The following is a 17,899-nucleotide window of genomic DNA, read 5'->3' as shown; positions in this document are numbered from 1 at the left end:
CGGCCGCGCCGTCGACAGCGCGCCGCCCACCGGCTATGCCGGCCTCCATGCTCAAGCGCCTCGCCCGCCAGTTTGCCGCCTTCTGCGGGGTCGGCGTCATCGCCACCGCCGCTCACTACGCCGTGCTGGCGGTGCTGGTGGAGGCCGGAGGCGTGCGCGCGAGCCTCGCTGCGCTCATTGGCTTCACCGTCGGCGGCGTGGTGTCCTACGTGCTCAACCGGCGCTTCACCTTCGACAGCGCGCGCAGCCATGCCGCCGCCGTGCCGCGCTTCGCGCTGGTGGCGGGGGTGGCCTTCGTGCTCACCGGGATTCTTATGGAGGTGCTCACCACCCGCGCCGGGCTGCACTGGCTCGTGGCGCAGGTCATCACCACCGGCATCGTGCTGGTGTGGACCTTCCTCGGCAACCGCTTCTGGACCTTCCGCGACGCCGCCTGACGTTGGGGTATCTGGTCCTGCTGACGATCCCGGGTCGCGCAGCTTCGCTGCTTGCCCGGGACGACGACAGAAGTGACCCGCGTCGTCCCGGGCGAGCGAAAGCGAGACCCGGGACCGTTCTCCGGAAGGGGGCATCGTCCGGACAGCGATCCCAGAACGGCGGAAGATGCGCTCACGCCTCCGCCGGCGGCAGCTCCAGCGGCACCAGCGCCGCGTCCTTGGAGCAGCGCAGCGTCAGCGAGGTCTTGACGTTCTTCACTGCCGGCGCCGCCGTCAGTTCCGCAACGAAAGCCTGGAAGGTGGCGAGGTCGGGCGCCACGCACTTCAGCACGAAGTCGATCTCGCCCGACAGCATCCAGCATTCGCGCACCAGGGGCGCGCTGCGCACGAACGCCTCGAACGCCCTGAGGTCGGCGTCGGCCTGGCTCGCCAGATGCACCATGGCGAAGCACACCACCTCGAAGCCGAGCAGCTTCTCGTCGAGCAGCGCGCGGTAGCCGCGGATGAAGCCGGCTTCCTCCAGCGAGCGCACCCGCCGCAGGCAGGGCGGCGCCGAGATGCCGACCCGGCGCGCCAGCTCGACATTGGTCATCCGGCCGTCCGCCTGCAGCTCGGCCAGGATCCTGCGGTCGATGGCGTCGAGACGGATCGGCACGGCAACCTCGCAATTCGGAACGTTCGGGGGGACCGTCCGGGGCAGGCGCCCCATGCTGGCAGGCGGCGCGGACGGTGCGCGCCAAGGGTTCCGCTTCTAGCAGAGCCAAACGTCGCGCGAAACAAAATTGCGCGCAGTCCGGCCTGCGGGCAAGATCCGCGCGGACCGGGATCCGGCTGTCCCCCGTGGAACGGCGGGTCCGGCGCGGTTTCCCCTTGCGCGGGCGCGCGCGATCCGGCAAGGCCGGCATATGGCGCCCGGCATCCCTCCCGATACCACGGTCTGGATCCTCACCGACGGCAAGGCCGGCGACGAGGTGCAATGCCTGGGCGTGGCCGCAGCCCTGGGCGTCGAGCCGCAGATTCGCCGGGTCCGGCCGCGCGCGCCCTGGGTGTGGCTCGGCGCCTTCGCCCCGGTGCCGCCGGCCGACCGGCCCGACCGGGCGGCAAGCCCGATCGCGCCCCCCTTTCCCGATCTGGTGATCGCCTCGGGCCGGCGCGCCGCCCCCTATGTCCAGGCGGTCAAGCAGGCGTCGGGCGGCCACACCTTCACGGTGATCCTGAAGGATCCGCGCCGCGGCCGCCGCGCCGCCGATTTCCTGTGGGTGCCGGCGCACGACCGGCTGCGCGGCAAGAACGTCATGGTCACGCTCACCTCGCCGCACCGCATCTCGGCGGCGGCGCTGGCGGCCGAGCGCGCCGCCCTGCGCCCGGAGATCGCGGCCTTGCCGGGGCCGCGGGTGGCGGTGCTGATCGGCGGCCCGAGCAAGGATTACCGCTATAGCGACGCCGATTCGGCCCGGCTCGGCGGCGACCTCGGCCGGCTCGCCCGCAGCGGCGCCTCGCTGATGGTGACGACCTCGCGCCGCACGCCGCCGGCCCTCACGGCAATCATCCGCGCCCAGCTCGCGCCGTTTGCGCACCTGCTCTATGACGGGCAGGGCGACAATCCCTACCTCGCCTTCCTGGCGGCCGCCGACGCCGTGGTCGCCACCGCCGATTCGGTCAACATGATCAGCGAGGCGGCCGCCACCGGCGCGCCGATCTTCGTGTTCACGCCGACCGGAGGGAGCCGCAAGATCCGCCGCTTCCTCGACGGTCTCGCCCGCCACGGCGCGCTGAAGCCGTTCGCCGGCACGCTCGACGGCACCCCCTACCAACCCCTGGACGCGACGCCGGAGATCGCCGCCGAGATCGCCCGGCGCTTTGAGGCGCACTGCGCCGCTCTGGCCGCCCCGGCGCCGGAACCCGAGCCGAAGCCGGCCGCCGAACCGGAGCCGGCGCCGGAGCCTGAGACGGCGGCCGAGCCCGTTCGCGATCCTGCCCCCGACCCCGAACCCCCGAGGAGCGCCGGATGACCACCCACGCCAAGCTCGTCATCATCGGATCCGGCCCGGCCGGCTACACCGCCGCCATCTATGCGGCGCGCGCGCTGCTGCAGCCGGTGCTGATCCAGGGCCTGCAGCCCGGCGGCCAGCTCACGGTGACCACCGAGGTCGAGAACTATCCGGGCTTCGCCGAGCCGATCCAGGGCCCCGAGCTGATGGAGCAGATGCGGCTGCAGGCCGAGCGCGTCGGCACCCGCATCGTCACCGACCTCGTTTCGAGCGTGGACCTCTCGGCCCGGCCGTTCCGGCTGGTGTGCGAGTCGGGTGAGGTGTGGCTGGCTGAGTCGCTGATCATCGCCACCGGCGCCCAGGCCAAGTGGCTGGGCCTGCCGTCTGAGACCGCCTTTCGCGGCTTCGGCGTGTCGGCCTGCGCCACCTGCGACGGCTTCTTCTTCCGCGGCAGGAACGTGATGGTGGTCGGCGGCGGCAATTCGGCGGTGGAGGAGGCGCTGTTCCTCACCCATTTCGCCGCCAAGGTCACGGTGGTGCACCGCCGCGACGCCTTCCGCGCCGAGAAGATCCTGCAGGAGCGGCTGTTCGCCAATCCCAAGGTCGAGGTGGTGTGGAACCATGCGGTCGAGGACATTCTGGGTGAGGCGTCGCCGCCCAAGGTCACCGCCGTGCGGCTGAAGAACGTGCTGACCGGCGAAGTGAGCGAGCGCGCCGTCGACGGGCTGTTCGTGGCCATCGGCCACGCGCCTGCCACCGCGCTGTTCGAGGGCCAGCTGAAGATGAAGCCCAACGGCTATCTGTGGGTCGCGCCCTATTCCACCGCCACCAGCGTGCCCGGCGTGTTCGCGGCCGGCGATGTCGCCGATGACGTCTACCGCCAGGCGGTGACGGCGGCGGGCATGGGCTGCATGGCGGCGCTGGAGGCCGAGCGCTTCCTGGCGGCCGGGGGCGTGCCGGCCTCGGCGGCGGCCGAATAAATCCAGCGGACCCACTGCGACATCGTTTCACAGGCCGGTCATCACGGAAGACGATCGGTCAAGACACATTTTTGCATCCCACTTTTGCTGGTGTGCAGTTTATGCAAAGCTGTGGCATCAATCTGGCAGGCACGGCATACCGCAGGACGATCTGCGGAAAATGGTCGCTGCGCGGGCTGAGGCCGCGACAATGGACTGGGACAAGCTGAAAATCTTTCATGCGGCCGCCGAGGCCGGATCGTTCACACATGCCGGCGAGGCGCTCGGCCTGTCGCAGTCGGCGGTGAGCCGCCAGGTGTCGGCGCTGGAGCAGGAGCTGCACGTTCCGCTGTTCCACCGCCACGCCCGCGGCCTGATCCTCACCGAGCAGGGCGAGCTGCTCTACCGCACCGCCCACGACGTGTTCGTCAAGCTGGAGGCGGCGCGCAGCGAGTTGACCGACAGCCGCGACCGTCCCAATGGCGAGCTCAAGGTCACCACCACCGTCGGGCTCGGCACCCATTGGCTGACACCGCGGCTCGGCGAGTTCGGCGAGAAGTTTCCCGACATCCGCCTGACGCTGATCCTGACCGACGAGGAACTCGATCTCGCCATGCGCGAGGCCGACGTGGCGCTTCGCATGCGCCAGCCGGTGCAGGCCGATCTGGTGCAGCGCAAGCTGTTCACCGTGCATTTTCACGCCTATGCCAGCGCCGACTACCTGAAGCACCACAGCCAGCCGCGCACCTATGACGACCTCGAACGCCACCGGCTGATCTCGTTCGGCGGCTCGATCCCGAGCTACCTGCAGAACACCAACTGGCTGGAGATCGCCGGGCGCGAGGGCCGCGAGCCGCGGCGCTCCTGGATCCGGGTCAACAACGTCCTGGCGCTCAAGCAGGCGGTCGAGCGCGGGCTCGGCATCGGCATGCTGCCCGACTACATGGTCGACGAGGGCTCCGGGCTGGTGCAGCTCTTCCCCGACAATTCGCCGGGGCTGGAGGCCTATTTCGTCTACCCGCAGGAGCTGAAGTCGGTGGCCCGCGTCCAGGCGTTCCGCGACTTCCTGGTCTCCAAGGCCAGCCGCTGGAGCTTCTGAGCCGAACGTCGTCCCGGACGGCGCGAAGCGCCGAGCCGGGACCGTTTGCCATCTCCCGTCGTCCCGGGCGAGGCGCCAGCCGAGACCCGGGACCGCGTGGTGAATTTGCACCTCTTTCTGATGACGATCCCGGGTCGCGCAGCTTCGCTGCTTGCCCGGGATGACAATCTCTCCCTTCGTCGTCCCGGGCGAGGCGCCAGCCGAGACCCGGGGGACCGTTCCCCGTGTCACGTCGTCCCGGACGGCGCGAAGCGCCGAGCCGGGACCGTTTTCAGGACAGGGTGTCTTTTCCTGCGCACGATCCCGGGTCGCGCAGCTCCGCTACTTGCCCGGGATGACAATCTCGCCAACCGGTCGTTCCCGGCGAGCATCGCGACAGCGATGCGAGGGAAGGGAACCATGATCCGCGACGGTTCCGGGTTCGGCAGTCGTGCCCCTGGGTCCCCTTCCCTCGCGCGGCCAGAGCCGCGCTCGCCGGGGACGACCGGCGGAGATCACATATACAGCCGCTCGCCCGCCTTGCCCTCATAGAGGTGGGCGACGAATTCGCCGTAGCCGTTGAAGATCTGCGTCGGCCGCCGCTCGCCGGTGGCGAGGTCGCGCTCGGTCGCCTGGCTCCAGCGCGGGTGCGGGACGTCCGGGTTCACATTGGCCCAGAAGCCGTATTCGAAGCCCTGCACCGTCTCCCAGAAGCCCTTGGGCCGCTTATCGAGGAAGGTCACGCGCACGATGCCCTTGGCCTGCTTGAAGCCGTACTTCCACGGCAGGATCGCCCGGAGCGGCGCGCCATTGGCGCGGTCGAGCGGCTTGCCATAGGCGCCGGTCCCCATCAGCGCCAGCTCGTTTGAGCACTCCTCGATGGTGAAGGCGTCGGTGTAGGGCCACGGATACCAGCTCTGGCGATGGCCCGGCGCTACCGGCGAATTGCCGAAGGTCTCGAAGCGCACATAGCGCGCCGACGACAGCGGCTTGGCGAAGTCGATCAGCTTGGCCATCGGAAAGCCGGTCCACGGCACGGCGATCCACCACGCCTCGACGCAGCGGTGGCGATAGGTGCGCTCCTCCAGCGCGAAGCGGCGGATCAGCGCGTCGATATCGACGGTCGTCTCCGCCTCGACCAGCCCGTCGATCGTCACCGTCCACGGCCGGATGGCGAGGCGCTGGGCGAGGCGCGAGGCCGTCGGCTTGTCGGAGGAGAACTCGTAGTAGTTGACGTTGCCGACCACCAGCGGCTCGGGCGTCAGCGGCCGGTCGAGCGTGTAGGCGGGGTTGCGCGCCACCGGGTAGAGATCGGCGGTGGGGTCGGGCGGCTGCGACGGCTGAGGCTCGCTGCGGAACACGTCGAGCCAGTCGGCCGCCGCGGGCGTGGCGATCGCCGCGCCGCCAAGCGCCGCGCCGGAAAGCCCGGCAAGGATGGCACGCCGGTTGAGATAGACGCTTTCGGGCGTCGCCGCGCTGTCGGGCAACGCCCAGTCTGGCCGGCGCAGGATCGCAGGCCGGCCGATGGAATTCGCCATGGTGCCTCCCGGGGGAAGAGGGCGGCTCCATTCGGCGCCGAACCGTCCGGCGAGGCAAGTCACGAAACGGCGACATCCCTTTCGAGGGGGAGATCGAGAGGGGAGAGGTTGTCGTCCCGGCCGAGCGGCGTCAGCCGCGCGAGCCGGGATCGTGCGGGGATTGGCCTTCCGGATGACGGTCCCGGGTCTTGGAACGGCGAAATGTGCTTTGATGGGTGCACCGGCTCGGGGTGGCCACCCCGAGCCGGTGCGGGCGGCACGCCGTGTCCCGGGTGAGCCTTCGAGGAGTATTGTCGTCCCGGCCAAGCGGCGTCAGCCGCGCGAGCCGGGATCGTTTTCAGGACGGGGTGACTTTTCCGGATGACGGTCCCGGGTCTCGCTTTGCGCGCCCGGGACGACGAGAGAGCGGGGCGGCCAAGACGACGGCCGCCCATCACCTCACGCCGCGGCGGCCTTCTTCGCTGCGATCACCTGATCGGCGGCACGGCCCACCAGCTCGGCCATATGGTCGAAGCGGGTGATGAAGGTGCCGACGCCGGCGGTGGCCGAGCGCAGCTCGACGATCAGGTCGCCGATCTCTGCCTCCGGCATTTCCGCCCGCACCACGTCCCAGCCCGGCCAGCCCTCGCGCGCCTCGAAGCCGAGGATCTGGCCGCGCCGTCCGGACAGGATGGCGTTGACCTTGGCGGTGGCGTCGCTGGGGCAGAACACGTCGACGTGGTGGATCGGCTCCAGCAGCACCGGCTGGCAGTTGGGCAGCGCCTCATGGATGCCGACGCGGCCGGCGGTGCGGAACGCCATGTCGGAGGAATCGACGGTGTGGTAGGAGCCGTCGATCAGCGTCACCGACACGTCGACCACCGGGAAGCCGAGCGGGCCTTCCTTGAGGCCGTCCTTCACGCCCTCCTCGATGGAGGGGATGTACTGGCGCGGCACCACGCCGCCGGTGATCTTCTCGGCGAACTGGAAACCCGAGGAGCGCGGCAGCGGCTGGATGTCCAGCACGCAATCGCCGAACTGGCCGTGGCCGCCCGACTGCTTCTTGTGGCGGCCGCGCTGCACCACGCCCTTGCGGATGGTCTCGCGATAGCCGACCCGCGGCGGATGGGTCGCAATCTGGATCTGGAAGCGCTCCTGCAGCCGCTCGATGGCGACGCGCAGCTGCATCTCGCCCTGGCCGTGCAGCACGATCTCGCTCAGCTCGGCATTGTGCACCAGCACCAGCGAGGGATCCTCCTCCAGAAGCTTGTTGAGGGCCTGGCCGAGCTTGACGTCGTCCTTGCGGTCGCGCGCGGCTACGGCGATCGCCAGCACCGGCGGCACCGGCGTGATCCCGACCAGCGGCGCCAGCGGCGCCTTGCCCGAGGTGACGGTGTCGCCGGTGATCACCGGGTCGAGCTTGCCCAGCGCCACGGTCTCGCCGGCCGTGGCCGGCCCGCGCTTGTCGATGTGCTGCCCCTGCACCTTGAACACGCCGGCGACGCGGGCGGCCTCGCCCTTGGCGCCCATCAGCATGGTGCCGTCGGCAACCTGGCCGGCCAGCACGCGCACGATCGACATCTTGCCGCCATGGCTGGTGTGCAGCGTCTTCTGCACATAGCCGACGGTGTCGCCGCCATTGGCGGCGACGCCGAGCCGCTTCAGCGTGTCGTCGAGGCCGCAGACCTCGTGGCGCAGCGCCTTCAGCAGGCGCTGGATGCCGTTGCCGTGCAGGGCCGAGCCCAGCAGCACCGGGGTCACCTGTCCCTCGCGCAACTCCTTGGCGAGGTCGTCGAACACGCGGTCGCGCGGCGGCTCGATCTCTTCGAGAAGCTGCTCCATCAGTGCGTCGTCGTGGTCGGCCAGCGTCTCCAGCATCTGGAAGCGCGCTTCCCTCTCGCGCGACAGGTCGTCGCCTTCGAGCGGCACGACCTGCGAGGCCGAGTGCTCGCGATAGACGAACGCCCGCTCCAGCGCGAGGTCGACATAGCCGACGACGATGCCCTCCCGCCAGATCGGGATCTGGCGCAACAGCAGCGGCAGGCGGCTCGCCGGCTGCAGCACCGCGAGCGTGTCCTGGACGCGCTTGTCCGCCTTGTCGATCTTGTTGAGGAACAGCATGTGCGGGACGCCGAGTCCCTCGATCTCGCGCAGCACCATGGAAAGCTGCGGCAGCTTGCGCTCGTCGGCCTCGCACACCACGACCGCCGCATCGACCGCCGGCAGCGCCGCGCGCATGTCGTGCAGGAACTCCACCGAGCCCGGGCAGTCGATGAAGGTGTAGCTGTCGTTCAGGAAGGAGGTGGAGGCGACGCTGACCTCCGTGCTCATCTTGTGGAGGCGGGATTCCTTGGAGCCGTCACCGACGGTCGAGCCGGCGTCGACCGAGCCCTGCCGCGGAACGGCGCCGCTGCGGGCCAGGATCGCTTCGAGCAGCGTGGTCTTGCCGCTCTGGAACGGCCCCACCAGTGCAATGCATCTGGGGCTCTTCGTTCCGTTATTGCCATTGTTTGACATGTGAACCACCTCCGCTGCCCGCCAGGTACCGATGAAGCGGCGGGCCAAAAGCCTCCGCCGGTCTCATCGAACGCGCGGACGCTCTAAGTTATTGAATTGTCGCATTCTCTTTCGCAAAACCGGTTCCCACTCTTGCGGAGAATGCTCTTGCGCCTGAAACTGCGTCGGGGATCCTATCGTTTCAGGCTGTCGCGGCCGGTGCAAGCGCAGCCATTCGCCCGGCGGCGGCGGGCAAACACTTAGTCGGGGGCGGTCTGCGGGCCTGCCGCAAAACAAAGAACCCGCCTCGCGGCGGGTTCCTCGAATCGTGGGGTTTCGCGGACGCCTGCGCGGATCGCTCAGCGCAGCTCAAGGTCGGCGACGCCGAGCGCGATGTTGAGGCCCAGCGATCCCTCGACGCTGAGCGGCTGCAGCGAGATCGTCTTGTTTGAGCCGCCGAGCAGCACATTGGCGCCGACGCCGGCCCCGATCGTCGCCTGGCCGGAGACGCCGGCATAGTCGCCGACGAGGTCGCCGCGGCCGATATTGACGGTCGGCGCGAACACGCTCCACACCATCACCGTCCGCTCGGTGACGCCGAGGTCGAGCCCGAACCGGCGGATGGTGCCGACATACGTCTCGGGCTTCGCCTTGACCCGCGGGTTCGGCCGGAAGGTGCATGTGACGTCGCGAATCGAGCCGAGGATGAAGCCGGTCGCGCCGGTCGAGACGCATTCGAGCACGCCGACCTCGGCGCGCGACTGGGCGAGGGCAGCCTGCGGCGCCGCAAGCTGGGGCAAGGCGAGAACCGCGCCCGCCACGGCGGCAACGGTGAGACGACGCAGCATGGGTTAGCCTCCTGACAACGGCGCCGCTGGGTGGACGATTGCGCGGCAGGGTTGGACTTTCGCCATTCGGCGGCTGCGGTCAAGCCCGCGCCACCGACCTGTTACGTTAGGGACGCCGCGAAGCGCTGGATGCGCCGGCAGGCTTCCTCAAGCTTGTCGTCGGAGGTGGCGTAGGACACCCGGAAGTTCGGCCCGAGCCCGAAGGAGGAGCCGTGCACGGTGGCGACGCCCTCGGTGGCCAAAAGCTCCATCACGAAGTCCTCGTCCGAGGCGATCAGCTTGCCCCCCGGCGCGGTCTTGCCGATCAGCCCGGCGCAGGACGGATAGACGTAGAACGCGCCCTCCGGCGTCGGGCAGGTGAGGCCGCGCGCCTGGTTGAGCATCGACACCGCGAGATCGCGGCGGCGCTCGAAGGCGGCCTTGAACCGCGGAATGCAGTCCTGCGGGCCGGACAGGGCTTCCACCGCCGCCCATTGCGAGATGGTCGAGGTGCCCGAGGTCTGCTGGCCCTGGATCAGGTCCATCGCCTTGATCAGCCGCTCGGGCGCGCCGGCATAGCCGATGCGCCAGCCGGTCATCGCATAGGTCTTGGAGACGCCGTTCATGGTCAGCGTCCGGTCGTAGAGGCCGGGCTCGACCTGGGCGGCGGTGACGAACTCGAAGTCACCGTAGGTGAGGTGCTCGTAGATGTCGTCCGACAGCACCCACACCTGCGGGTGGCGCATCAGCACGTCGGTGAGCGCCTTCAGCTCCGCCCGGCTGTAGGCGGCGCCCGACGGGTTGGAGGGCGAATTCAGGATGATCCACTTGGTGCGCGGGGTGATGGCGCGCTCCAGATCCGCCGGCTGCAGCCGGAAATTGTGTTCCTGCGTCGCCGACACGATCACCGGGGTGCCGCCGCACAGCGCCACCATTTCGGGGTAGCTCACCCAATAGGGCGCGACGCAGATCACCTCGTCGCCGGGGTTCATCGTCGCCATCAGGGCGTTGAAGATGACGTGCTTGCCGCCGGTGCCGACGATGACCTGGCTGGGCTTGTAGTCGAGCCCATTCTCGCGCTTGAACTTCTGCGACACCGCCTCGCGCAGCTCGGGAATGCCCGGCACCGGCGAATACTTGGTCTCGCCGCGGCGGATGGCGGCGATCGCCGCCTCCTTGATGTTGTCGGGCGTGTCGAAGTCCGGCTCGCCGACCGACAGCGAGATGACGTCCTTGCCCTTCGCCTTCAGCTCCCGCGCCATCTGGGTCAGCATGATGGTGGCGGACGGCTTGATGCGCGACAGACTGTCGGCGAGGAAGCCCATGGCGGCACTCCTGCAAGGCTGGGAAAGGGATTTGGCGGCGCCTGTCCGGTGCTCCACCGGGACCGGCGCGAAACAACATCCCTAGTCGCAGCCGCTGGGGCAGGCAAGGCAAACCCTGCGGGAATCCGCCGCCAAGCGCACAAGAAACCCGGGCAAGCCGGCCGAGGAGGGATATCCGGGGCGCTCTTCGGCCTCGGACCCATTCCGCCGCCGGCGCGCCGCCCACCCGCGGAGGTTGTAATCCCTTGCCTATCGACCGCTGGAGGCATGTTGAGAGTCCGCCTGCGTCGGCCGATGCGACCGGCCGCACCGGCCGTTCATGGCAACTTTGTGTATTGCCAGCTTGGGGATTCCGCGATGCAATGAGGTTGTGTTTCCGCGAATGGAAACTATTCATGATATTAATATTCTGTTTACATTAATTTCCGAATAATATGCGTGTGTACCCCATGTTAAGCGGAGAGGTGGATCGTGCTGCCTGATGGGAGCGTGACACGGCATTCGCTGATGAGACGGCACCTTGCTCAATTTCCCCGCCTTTTTGCCAAGCGCTTGTCTAAACGCTTGGGCAAGTGGCGGAGCTCGGCCATTTTCGGCTTGGCGCTCATCGTCATGCTGTGGGTCGGCATCTTCCTGAAATATTCCGACGATTTGCGCAGCGATCTGCGCGAAGCCGTCCGCACCAACGAGAACTTCTCGATGGTGTTCGAGGAGAACGTGCTGCGCTCGATCGGCGAGATCGACAAGGCGCTCCTCTATCTTCGCCGCACCATCGAGACCCGCAAGGACACCACCGATTTCCACACCATCGTCAGCACCACCGACGTCCTGAGCGAGATCATCGTCCAGGTGGCGATCATCGATGCCAGCGGCATCATGCGCGCCTCGAACGCCGGCCCGCAGCCCGCGGCGCCGCTCGACCTCAGCGACCGCGAGCACTACCGCGTCCACCTCAGCAGCGGTGAGGACCGGCTGTTCGTCAGCAAGCCGGTCGTCGGCCGCGTCAGCCGGCAATGGTCCGTGCAGTTCACGCGGCGGTTTCTCAACAGCGACGGCTCGTTCGGCGGGGTGGTCGTCGCCTCGCTGAAGCCGGAGCACCTGACCAATTTCTACAACAAGATCGACTTTGCCTCCTCGGTGTCGATCGCGCTGGTGGGCAATGACGGCATCGTGCGCTCGGCCGGCGGCAGCGCCGGCGGGTTTGCGCTCGGCGAGGATCTGAACGGCACCCGGTTCGTGTCGATCGCCCGCAGCGCCGGGATGGTCACCTTCGAGGAGACCGATTCCGCCTCCGGCAACCGGCGCCTCGTCACCTTCCGCCATGTCCGCGGCCAGCCCTTGTGGATGAGCGTCAGCACCGATCTGCGCGCCGTCTATGCCGGCTCGGCCGCCAATCTCCGGCTGAACGCCATCGTCGGCTTCGTGCTGACGGTGCTGATCCTCATCGCCGTCAAGAACATCCTGCAGGCCGAGGCCAAGGCCCGCCAGAAGGCCGAGCAGTTGCACCTGACCCTGGAGAACATGAGCCAGGGCATCATGCTGATCACCAAGGATCTCGAGATCCCGATCATCAACGCCAAGTGCGGCGAGCTGCTGGACCTGCCGCCGAAATTCATCGAGACGCCGCCGCGCTTCGACGAGCTGATGGCCTATCAGGCCCGCAACAGCGCGCTGCAGCACGCGGGCGAGCACGCCAGCCTGAATCCGCTCGAGGGCAGCCAGCCCTGGAGCCCCGCCCCCCATTGCGCGATCTCCGAGCGGCTGATGGCCAACGGCACGGTCATCGAGATCCGCAGTGCGCCGCTGCCGGACGGCGGCCTCGTCCAGACCTTCACCGACATCACCAAGCGGCGCGAGGCGGAAACCCACGTGGCGCGCCTCGCCTCGGAAGACCCGCTGACCGATCTGCCCAACCGCCGCATCTTCCGCGCGCGGCTGGAGGAGATCTGCAGCGCCTACGCCGCGCAGTGCGACGATCCCGAGGCGCCGGGCTTCGCCGTGCTGTTCCTCGATCTCGACCGCTTCAAGGTGATCAACGACACGCTCGGCCATCGCATCGGCGACCTGCTGCTGCGGCGGGTCGGCAACCGGCTGAAGCAGGCGGTCGAACCCGGCGTGCTGCTGGCGCGGCTTGGCGGCGACGAATTCTCGATCCTGGTGCCGATGGCCGGCTCGCGCGCCGAGATCGGCGACCTGGCGCGCCGCCTGCTCGACTGCATCGCCCCGCCCTTCGACGTCGACGGCTACAAGGTGCGCACCGGCGCCAGCATCGGCATCGCCATGGGCCCCGCCGACGGGCGCAATGTCGACGACCTGCTGGTGGCCGCCGATCTCGCGCTCTATTCGGTGAAGGCCGACAGCCGCGGCACGTTCCGCTTCTACAGCCACGCCATGAGCACCGAGCTCAACGACCGGCGCGAGATCGAGACCGATCTGCGCACCGCCATCGAGCGCGGCGAGCTGGAGCTGCACTACCAGCCGATCATCGATCTGCGGGATGACTGCGTGGCCGGCTTCGAGGCGCTGGCCCGCTGGCGCCACCCGGTCAAGGGCCTCATTCCGCCGGGCCTGTTCATCCCGGTCGCCGAGGATACCGGGCTGATCATGCCGATCGGCGAATGGGCGCTGGACGCCGCCTGCCGCGAGGCCGCCCGCTGGCCCGGCAATCTCAAGATCGCGGTCAACCTGTCGCCGGTGCAGCTTCTCGCCCCCGATCTCGGCGAGCGGATCGAGCATCTGCTGGCCGAGACCGGGCTCGCGCCCTGCCGCCTGGAGATCGAGATCACCGAGCAGATCGTGCTCGAGGACAATGAGAACACCATCGCCACCCTGCGGCGGCTGAAAAATCTCGGCGTGCGCATCGCCATGGACGATTTCGGCACCGGCTATTCGTCCTTGAGCTATCTGCGGACCTTCCCCTTTGACAAGGTCAAGATCGACCGCTCCTTCGTCACCGATCTGGTGCACGGCACCGACCGCGTGGTCATCGTGCAGGCGGTGGTCTCGATCGCCCGCGCGCTCGGCATGACCACCACCGCCGAGGGCGTCGAGTCCGACTATCAGTGCGAATTCCTGGCGGCGCTGGGCTGCGACGAGGCGCAGGGCTTCCTGTTCTCCGGTGCCGTGCCGGCCGACGAGATCGCCGGCATCATCGAGAAGTGGGGCCTGTCGAAGGCGGCTGGCGGGTAGGTGGCCGGTCCGGTCCGAACGGCTGGCCGCCGGACCCCTGTCGCCCGCGGCAAATCCCGCGGCCGTCGCTATAGTGCCGTCTGCGTTATGCAGGATTCGGCATGAGCGAGCCGCCCCCGACCCTTCCTCCGACCCTTGCTCCGACCCTCGCCGGCCTGACGCGCGCCTTCCTCGCCATCGGACTCCTGTCCTTCGGTGGGCCGGCGGCGCAGATCGCACTGATGCATCGCGTGGCGGTCGAGGAGCGGGGATGGCTGGACGAGGGCCAGTTCCTGCGGGCGCTGAACTTCTGCATGCTGCTGCCCGGCCCCGAGGCCCAGCAGCTCGCCACCTATATCGGCTGGCGGCTCAAGGGCTGGCGGGGCGGGGTCATTGCCGGCGGGCTGTTCGTGCTGCCGGGTGCGCTGGTGATGCTGGCGCTGAGCATCGCCTATGTGCTGTTCGCCGGGGCCCCCCTCGTCGGCGGGCTGTTCTTCGGCATCAAGGCGGCGGTGCTGGCGATCGTGCTGGAGGCGCTGATCCGCGTCTCGCGCCGCGTGCTGAAGCCGCGGCCGGCGCAGGCGGTGGCCCTGGCCGCCCTGCTGGCGGTGGGGCTGTTCGCGCTGCCGTTTCCGCTGGTGGTGGCCGCCGCGGCTCTGGCCGGCGCCCTGCTGTTCGCCGCCGTGCCCGAGGCGCCGCCAGCCGCGGTGCGGCCCGCGGGCGCGGGCCTGTGGCCGGCCGCCATCGCCGCGCTGCTGTGGCTTGCGCCGCTCGGCCTGATCGCCGCGACGCTCGGTGCGGGCCACGTGCTGTTCGAGATCGGGGCGTTCTTCGCCAAGCTGGCGGTGGTGACGTTCGGCGGCGCCTACGCCATCCTCGCCTATCTCGCCGAGCAGGCGGTGGGACGCGGCTGGGCGGACCCTGCCGACATGCTGGCCGGGCTCGGCCTTGCCGAGACCACGCCGGGGCCGCTGATCCTGGTGACGCAGTTCGCGGGCTTCCTCGGCGCCTACCGGGCGCCCGCGCCGTTCGCGCCGCTCGCTGCCGGCCTGCTCGGCGCCGCCGTCACCACCTGGGTGACATTCGCGCCGTCCTTCCTGTGGATCTTCGCCGGCGCGCCGTGGCTGGAGACGCTGCAGGCCAACCGCCGGCTGGCGGCGGCGCTCCGGGGCATCACCGCGGCGGTGGTGGGGGTGATGGCGCACCTCGCGGCCTGGTTCGCGCTGCATACGCTGTTCGCGACGGTCGGGACCGTCCAGCTCGGCCCGGTCCGGCTCTTGGTGCCGGATCCGGCAAGCTTCGATGCGCGGGCGGCCGCGCTCGCCGCCATCGCGATGGGGCTGGTGTTCGTGGCCAAGCGCGGGCTCATCGCCACGGTGGCGATCATGGCCGGGCTCGGCGTGCTGGCGAGCCTATTCTGATGCCACCGCCGGCTTGATCGTCGGGGATACCGGCTCGTCCTCGGCGTCCTCGGCGTCGTCCTCGTGCGGCTCGGTGCCGAGCCGGGCGGCGAGGTTCTTCTCGATCCGGCGCAAGAGCTTGCGCAGGCGCTTCTTGTCCTTGCCGTCCAGCCCCTCGACCATCTCCTGTTCGAGGGCGTGCCAGATGCCGTCGATGGCGTCGGCGCGCGCGCGCCCGGTCTCGGTGAGGTGGACGCGCACCAGCCGGCCGTCGCCGTTCGAGGCCCGGCGCTCGACGAGGCCCTGCACGGCGAGCCGGGCGATGGTCTTGGAGGCGGTGGGCGGGCGCACCCGCAGCGCGCCGGCGAGATCGCCCATGGTGCGGCCGTCGCCCTCGGCCAGCAGCTTCAGCACCGTCTCCTGGCCGGGAAACAGGCCGAGACCGGCCAGCAGGCGGGCGGCGCGCGCCCGCTGCAGCCGGGCCGTGTGATTGAGCCGGTAGCCGACTGTCTTGCTGTAGACGTCCTTGGCGCCGCCGTCCTTCATCGCCCAGCTCCCGCCGAATCTTTGCCGGCATCGCCGGCAAGGTCAATTCTTGCAGGCATTCCGTACAGCCTGCCCACCGGATAGTTTCCGTGTCTTCGTGAAATCTGTATGTCGGCGAAGGAAAAAGGCGAGTCCTGGAGCGCAATCCGGTCTGCCAGCCGCAGATTGGCGCTGCAGGTTTCTGACGGATCGCATTTTCTTGCGCCGAACCGGTACAAGCTTTTACGAAAGATGCTCAAGAGGAGCAGGGTCATGCCGCCCAGGCGGTGGTGGACGCATCTGACATGGCCCGAGATCGCGGGCGGCGACACCGCGCGCTGGATCGCGGTGCTGCCGCTTGCCGCGGTCGAGCAGCACGGGCCGCACCTGCCGCTCGGCACCGACACCGTCATCGCCGAAGGCTATCTGGCGCGGGTGGCCGAGCTTCTGCCGGACGACCTGCCGGCGGTGCTGCTGCCGGTGCAGGCCATCGGCATCTCGCCCGAGCATCTCGCCTTTCCCGGCACGCTGAGCCTGGAGGCGGCCACCGCGATGGCCGGCTGGCAGGCCATCGGCACGGCACTTCACCGCGCCGGCTTGCGCAAGCTGGTCATCGCCACCAGCCATGGCGGCAATGTCGCCGCCGCCGACATGCTGGCGCGCGATCTGCGGGCGCGCCACGGCGTGTTCGCCGTCACCTGCTCCTGGCACAAGCTCGGCTATCCCGAGGGGCTGTTCGGAGCACATGAGGTGCGCTTCGGCATCCATGGCGGCGAGATCGAGACCTCGCTGATGCTGGCCTTCCGGCCCGATCTGGTGCGCATGGAGCTGGCGCAAGACTTCGCCTCGCACGCCGAGGGCATGGAGACGCGCTTCGCCCGGCTGCGGGCGACGAGCCCGGTCGGCTTCGGCTGGATGGCGCAGGATCTCAACGCCGCGGGTGTGGTCGGCAACGCCGCCGCCGCGACGGCGGAGAAGGGCCGCGCCGCCGCGGATCACGGGGCGCGCGCCTTCATCGCGCTTCTGCGCGACGTCGACGCCTTCGACATGGCAGCACTGGCGCCGGGGCCGCTCGGCGGCGGAGAGGGGATCGACTGACCCCAACCGCTAGTTCTTTTCCTTGTGGCGCCGCGTCTCGTGCCACAGCAGGAACAGGCCGGAGCCCACCACCACCGCCGAGCCGGCGACGAGGCCGAGCGTCGGCACGTCGCCCCACACCAGGAAGCCGACGCCCATCGCCCACACCAAGAGCAGGTAGTAGAAGGGCGAGACGGCGGCGGTCGGCGCCAGCGACAGCGCCTTGGTCCAGGTGTATTGCGCCCCCGAATTGGCCGCCCCGGTGAGGAAGAGCAGCAGCGCGTCCTGCGGCGTCGGCGTGACCAGCCCGAACGGCAGCAGCGCGGCGTGGCAGGCCGCAACCGTCATCAGCTGCCACATCATCAGCGTGTTGGCGGACTCGGTGGCCGACATGCCGCGCACCGCCACCGTGACGCTGCCATACATCACCGCATTGGCCAGCGCGAACAGCGCGCCGATCTGCAGCGCATCGGCGCCGGGATTGGCGACGATGACCACGCCGCTGAAGCCGGTGAGCAGCGCCGCCCAGCGCGCCGGCCCCGCCCGCTCCTTCAGCCAGAACACCGACAGCAGCGCCGCCCACAGCGGCGCCGAGAAATTGATGGCGATGGCGCCGGCCAGCGGCATCATGCTGAAGGCGATGACCGCGAAGGTCTGCGAGCAGGCCTGGGAGAAGCCGCGCGCTAGGTGCGCGCCCGGCCGCGGCGTATCGAATACCGCCAGCCCGGTGAAAGGCAGGACCAGCGCCGCGGTGACGAGAAGCGACGACAGCGAGCGGAGGAACATCACCTCGCCGACCGGATAGGTGGCCACCAGCCACTTGCTGATGGCGTGCGACACCGCGAAGAACATCGTCGCCGCGATCATGTAGAGAATGCCGCGCGGCACATTGTCGACGCGCAGCATCCTGGCCGGCGCGCGCGCCGGCTCCGGCCGCGGCGCGGCCGCGGGGCGGGCCGCCCTCAGCCCGGCTGCTGCCGGGGGAACGACGGCGGTGCGGCGCTCGGCATATCCCAGGGCGCTCCGCTCCCGAGGGGTCATGGCGGGGGAGGGCGCGGGCGAATGCCGCACGTGCGGCCGGACGGTGTCGGTCATCGCC

14 protein-coding genes are annotated in these 17,899 nt (G+C 69.4%); 7 read left to right on the top strand and 7 right to left on the bottom strand.

Annotated elements, in window-relative coordinates; genetic code table 11:
• The first annotated feature begins 47 nt into the window (after positions 1 to 47).
• Positions 48 to 437, top strand: a complete 390-nt coding sequence (locus F1193_RS05285; RefSeq protein WP_246164136.1) for a GtrA family protein — start codon at positions 48 to 50, stop codon at positions 435 to 437.
• A 172-nt stretch (positions 438 to 609) separates the two neighbouring features.
• Here F1193_RS05285 and F1193_RS05280 read toward each other — a convergent pair whose 3' ends face one another.
• Positions 610 to 1,092 carry an Lrp/AsnC family transcriptional regulator gene (locus F1193_RS05280; protein ID WP_150096626.1) on the bottom strand — a complete coding sequence of 161 codons (483 nt, stop codon included), beginning with the start codon at positions 1,090 to 1,092 and terminating at the stop codon, positions 610 to 612.
• A gap of 250 nt (positions 1,093 to 1,342) precedes the next feature.
• On the opposite strand from F1193_RS05280, the gene F1193_RS05275 reads away from it, so the two are divergent.
• From F1193_RS05275 to F1193_RS05265, 3 genes are all read left to right on the top strand, one after another.
• Positions 1,343 to 2,449: a mitochondrial fission ELM1 family protein gene (locus F1193_RS05275; RefSeq protein ID WP_150096625.1), complete on the top strand. Its 1,107-nt coding sequence runs from the start codon at positions 1,343 to 1,345 to the stop codon at positions 2,447 to 2,449.
• Positions 2,446 to 3,408, top strand: coding sequence for a thioredoxin-disulfide reductase (trxB, locus tag F1193_RS05270; protein WP_150096624.1), 963 nt, complete (start codon positions 2,446 to 2,448; stop codon positions 3,406 to 3,408). The genes F1193_RS05275 and trxB overlap by 4 nt, the downstream gene beginning before the upstream one ends.
• Positions 3,409 to 3,598: 190 nt before the next feature.
• Complete coding sequence (locus F1193_RS05265; RefSeq protein WP_150096623.1) at positions 3,599 to 4,486, top strand: LysR family transcriptional regulator; 888 nt, start codon at positions 3,599 to 3,601, stop codon at positions 4,484 to 4,486.
• Between the two features lie 494 nt (positions 4,487 to 4,980).
• Here the strand turns inward: F1193_RS05265 and msrP are convergent, their stop codons facing one another.
• The 4 genes from msrP to F1193_RS05245 all read right to left on the bottom strand — a co-directional run bounded on the left by msrP (position 4,981) and on the right by F1193_RS05245 (position 10,630).
• Positions 4,981 to 6,003 carry a protein-methionine-sulfoxide reductase catalytic subunit MsrP gene (msrP, locus tag F1193_RS05260; RefSeq protein WP_150096622.1) on the bottom strand — a complete coding sequence of 341 codons (1,023 nt, stop codon included), beginning with the start codon at positions 6,001 to 6,003 and terminating at the stop codon, positions 4,981 to 4,983.
• 438 nt (positions 6,004 to 6,441) lie between these two features.
• The gene (locus F1193_RS05255; protein ID WP_150096621.1) at positions 6,442 to 8,499 is read right to left on the bottom strand and encodes an elongation factor G; all 2,058 of its coding nucleotides are present in this window, start codon (positions 8,497 to 8,499) and stop codon (positions 6,442 to 6,444) included.
• Between the two features lie 338 nt (positions 8,500 to 8,837).
• Entirely contained in the window at positions 8,838 to 9,326 is a 489-nt protein-coding gene (locus F1193_RS05250; RefSeq protein WP_150096620.1) for a DUF992 domain-containing protein, read from the bottom strand.
• Positions 9,327 to 9,427: 101 nt separating this feature from the next.
• Positions 9,428 to 10,630: a pyridoxal phosphate-dependent aminotransferase gene (locus F1193_RS05245; RefSeq protein WP_150096619.1), complete on the bottom strand. Its 1,203-nt coding sequence runs from the start codon at positions 10,628 to 10,630 to the stop codon at positions 9,428 to 9,430.
• A gap of 597 nt (positions 10,631 to 11,227) precedes the next feature.
• On the opposite strand from F1193_RS05245, the gene F1193_RS05240 reads away from it, so the two are divergent.
• The gene (locus tag F1193_RS05240) at positions 11,228 to 13,819 is read left to right on the top strand and encodes a bifunctional diguanylate cyclase/phosphodiesterase (protein ID WP_246164135.1); all 2,592 of its coding nucleotides are present in this window, start codon (positions 11,228 to 11,230) and stop codon (positions 13,817 to 13,819) included.
• Positions 13,820 to 13,920: 101 nt separating this feature from the next.
• Complete coding sequence (gene chrA, locus F1193_RS05235; RefSeq protein WP_150096617.1) at positions 13,921 to 15,219, top strand: chromate efflux transporter; 1,299 nt, start codon at positions 13,921 to 13,923, stop codon at positions 15,217 to 15,219.
• Here chrA and F1193_RS05230 read toward each other — a convergent pair.
• Complete coding sequence (locus F1193_RS05230) at positions 15,211 to 15,744, bottom strand: MarR family winged helix-turn-helix transcriptional regulator (protein ID WP_150096616.1); 534 nt, start codon at positions 15,742 to 15,744, stop codon at positions 15,211 to 15,213. The genes chrA and F1193_RS05230 overlap by 9 nt on opposite strands.
• Positions 15,745 to 15,996: 252 nt before the next feature.
• Here F1193_RS05230 and F1193_RS05225 point away from each other — a divergent pair, with 252 nt between their 5' ends.
• The gene (locus tag F1193_RS05225) at positions 15,997 to 16,821 is read left to right on the top strand and encodes a creatininase family protein (RefSeq protein ID WP_150096615.1); all 825 of its coding nucleotides are present in this window, start codon (positions 15,997 to 15,999) and stop codon (positions 16,819 to 16,821) included.
• A gap of 9 nt (positions 16,822 to 16,830) precedes the next feature.
• Here the strand turns inward: F1193_RS05225 and F1193_RS05220 are convergent, their stop codons facing one another.
• Positions 16,831 to 17,895: a DMT family transporter gene (locus F1193_RS05220; protein ID WP_246164134.1), complete on the bottom strand. Its 1,065-nt coding sequence runs from the start codon at positions 17,893 to 17,895 to the stop codon at positions 16,831 to 16,833.
• Positions 17,896 to 17,899 lie beyond the last annotated feature (4 nt).

Source organism: Blastochloris sulfoviridis, from assembly GCF_008630065.1.
GTDB lineage: Bacteria > Pseudomonadota > Alphaproteobacteria > Rhizobiales > Xanthobacteraceae > Blastochloris > Blastochloris sulfoviridis.
Note: the sequence above shows the minus strand (reverse complement) of the source record. Positions and strands in the feature narration are given on the sequence as shown.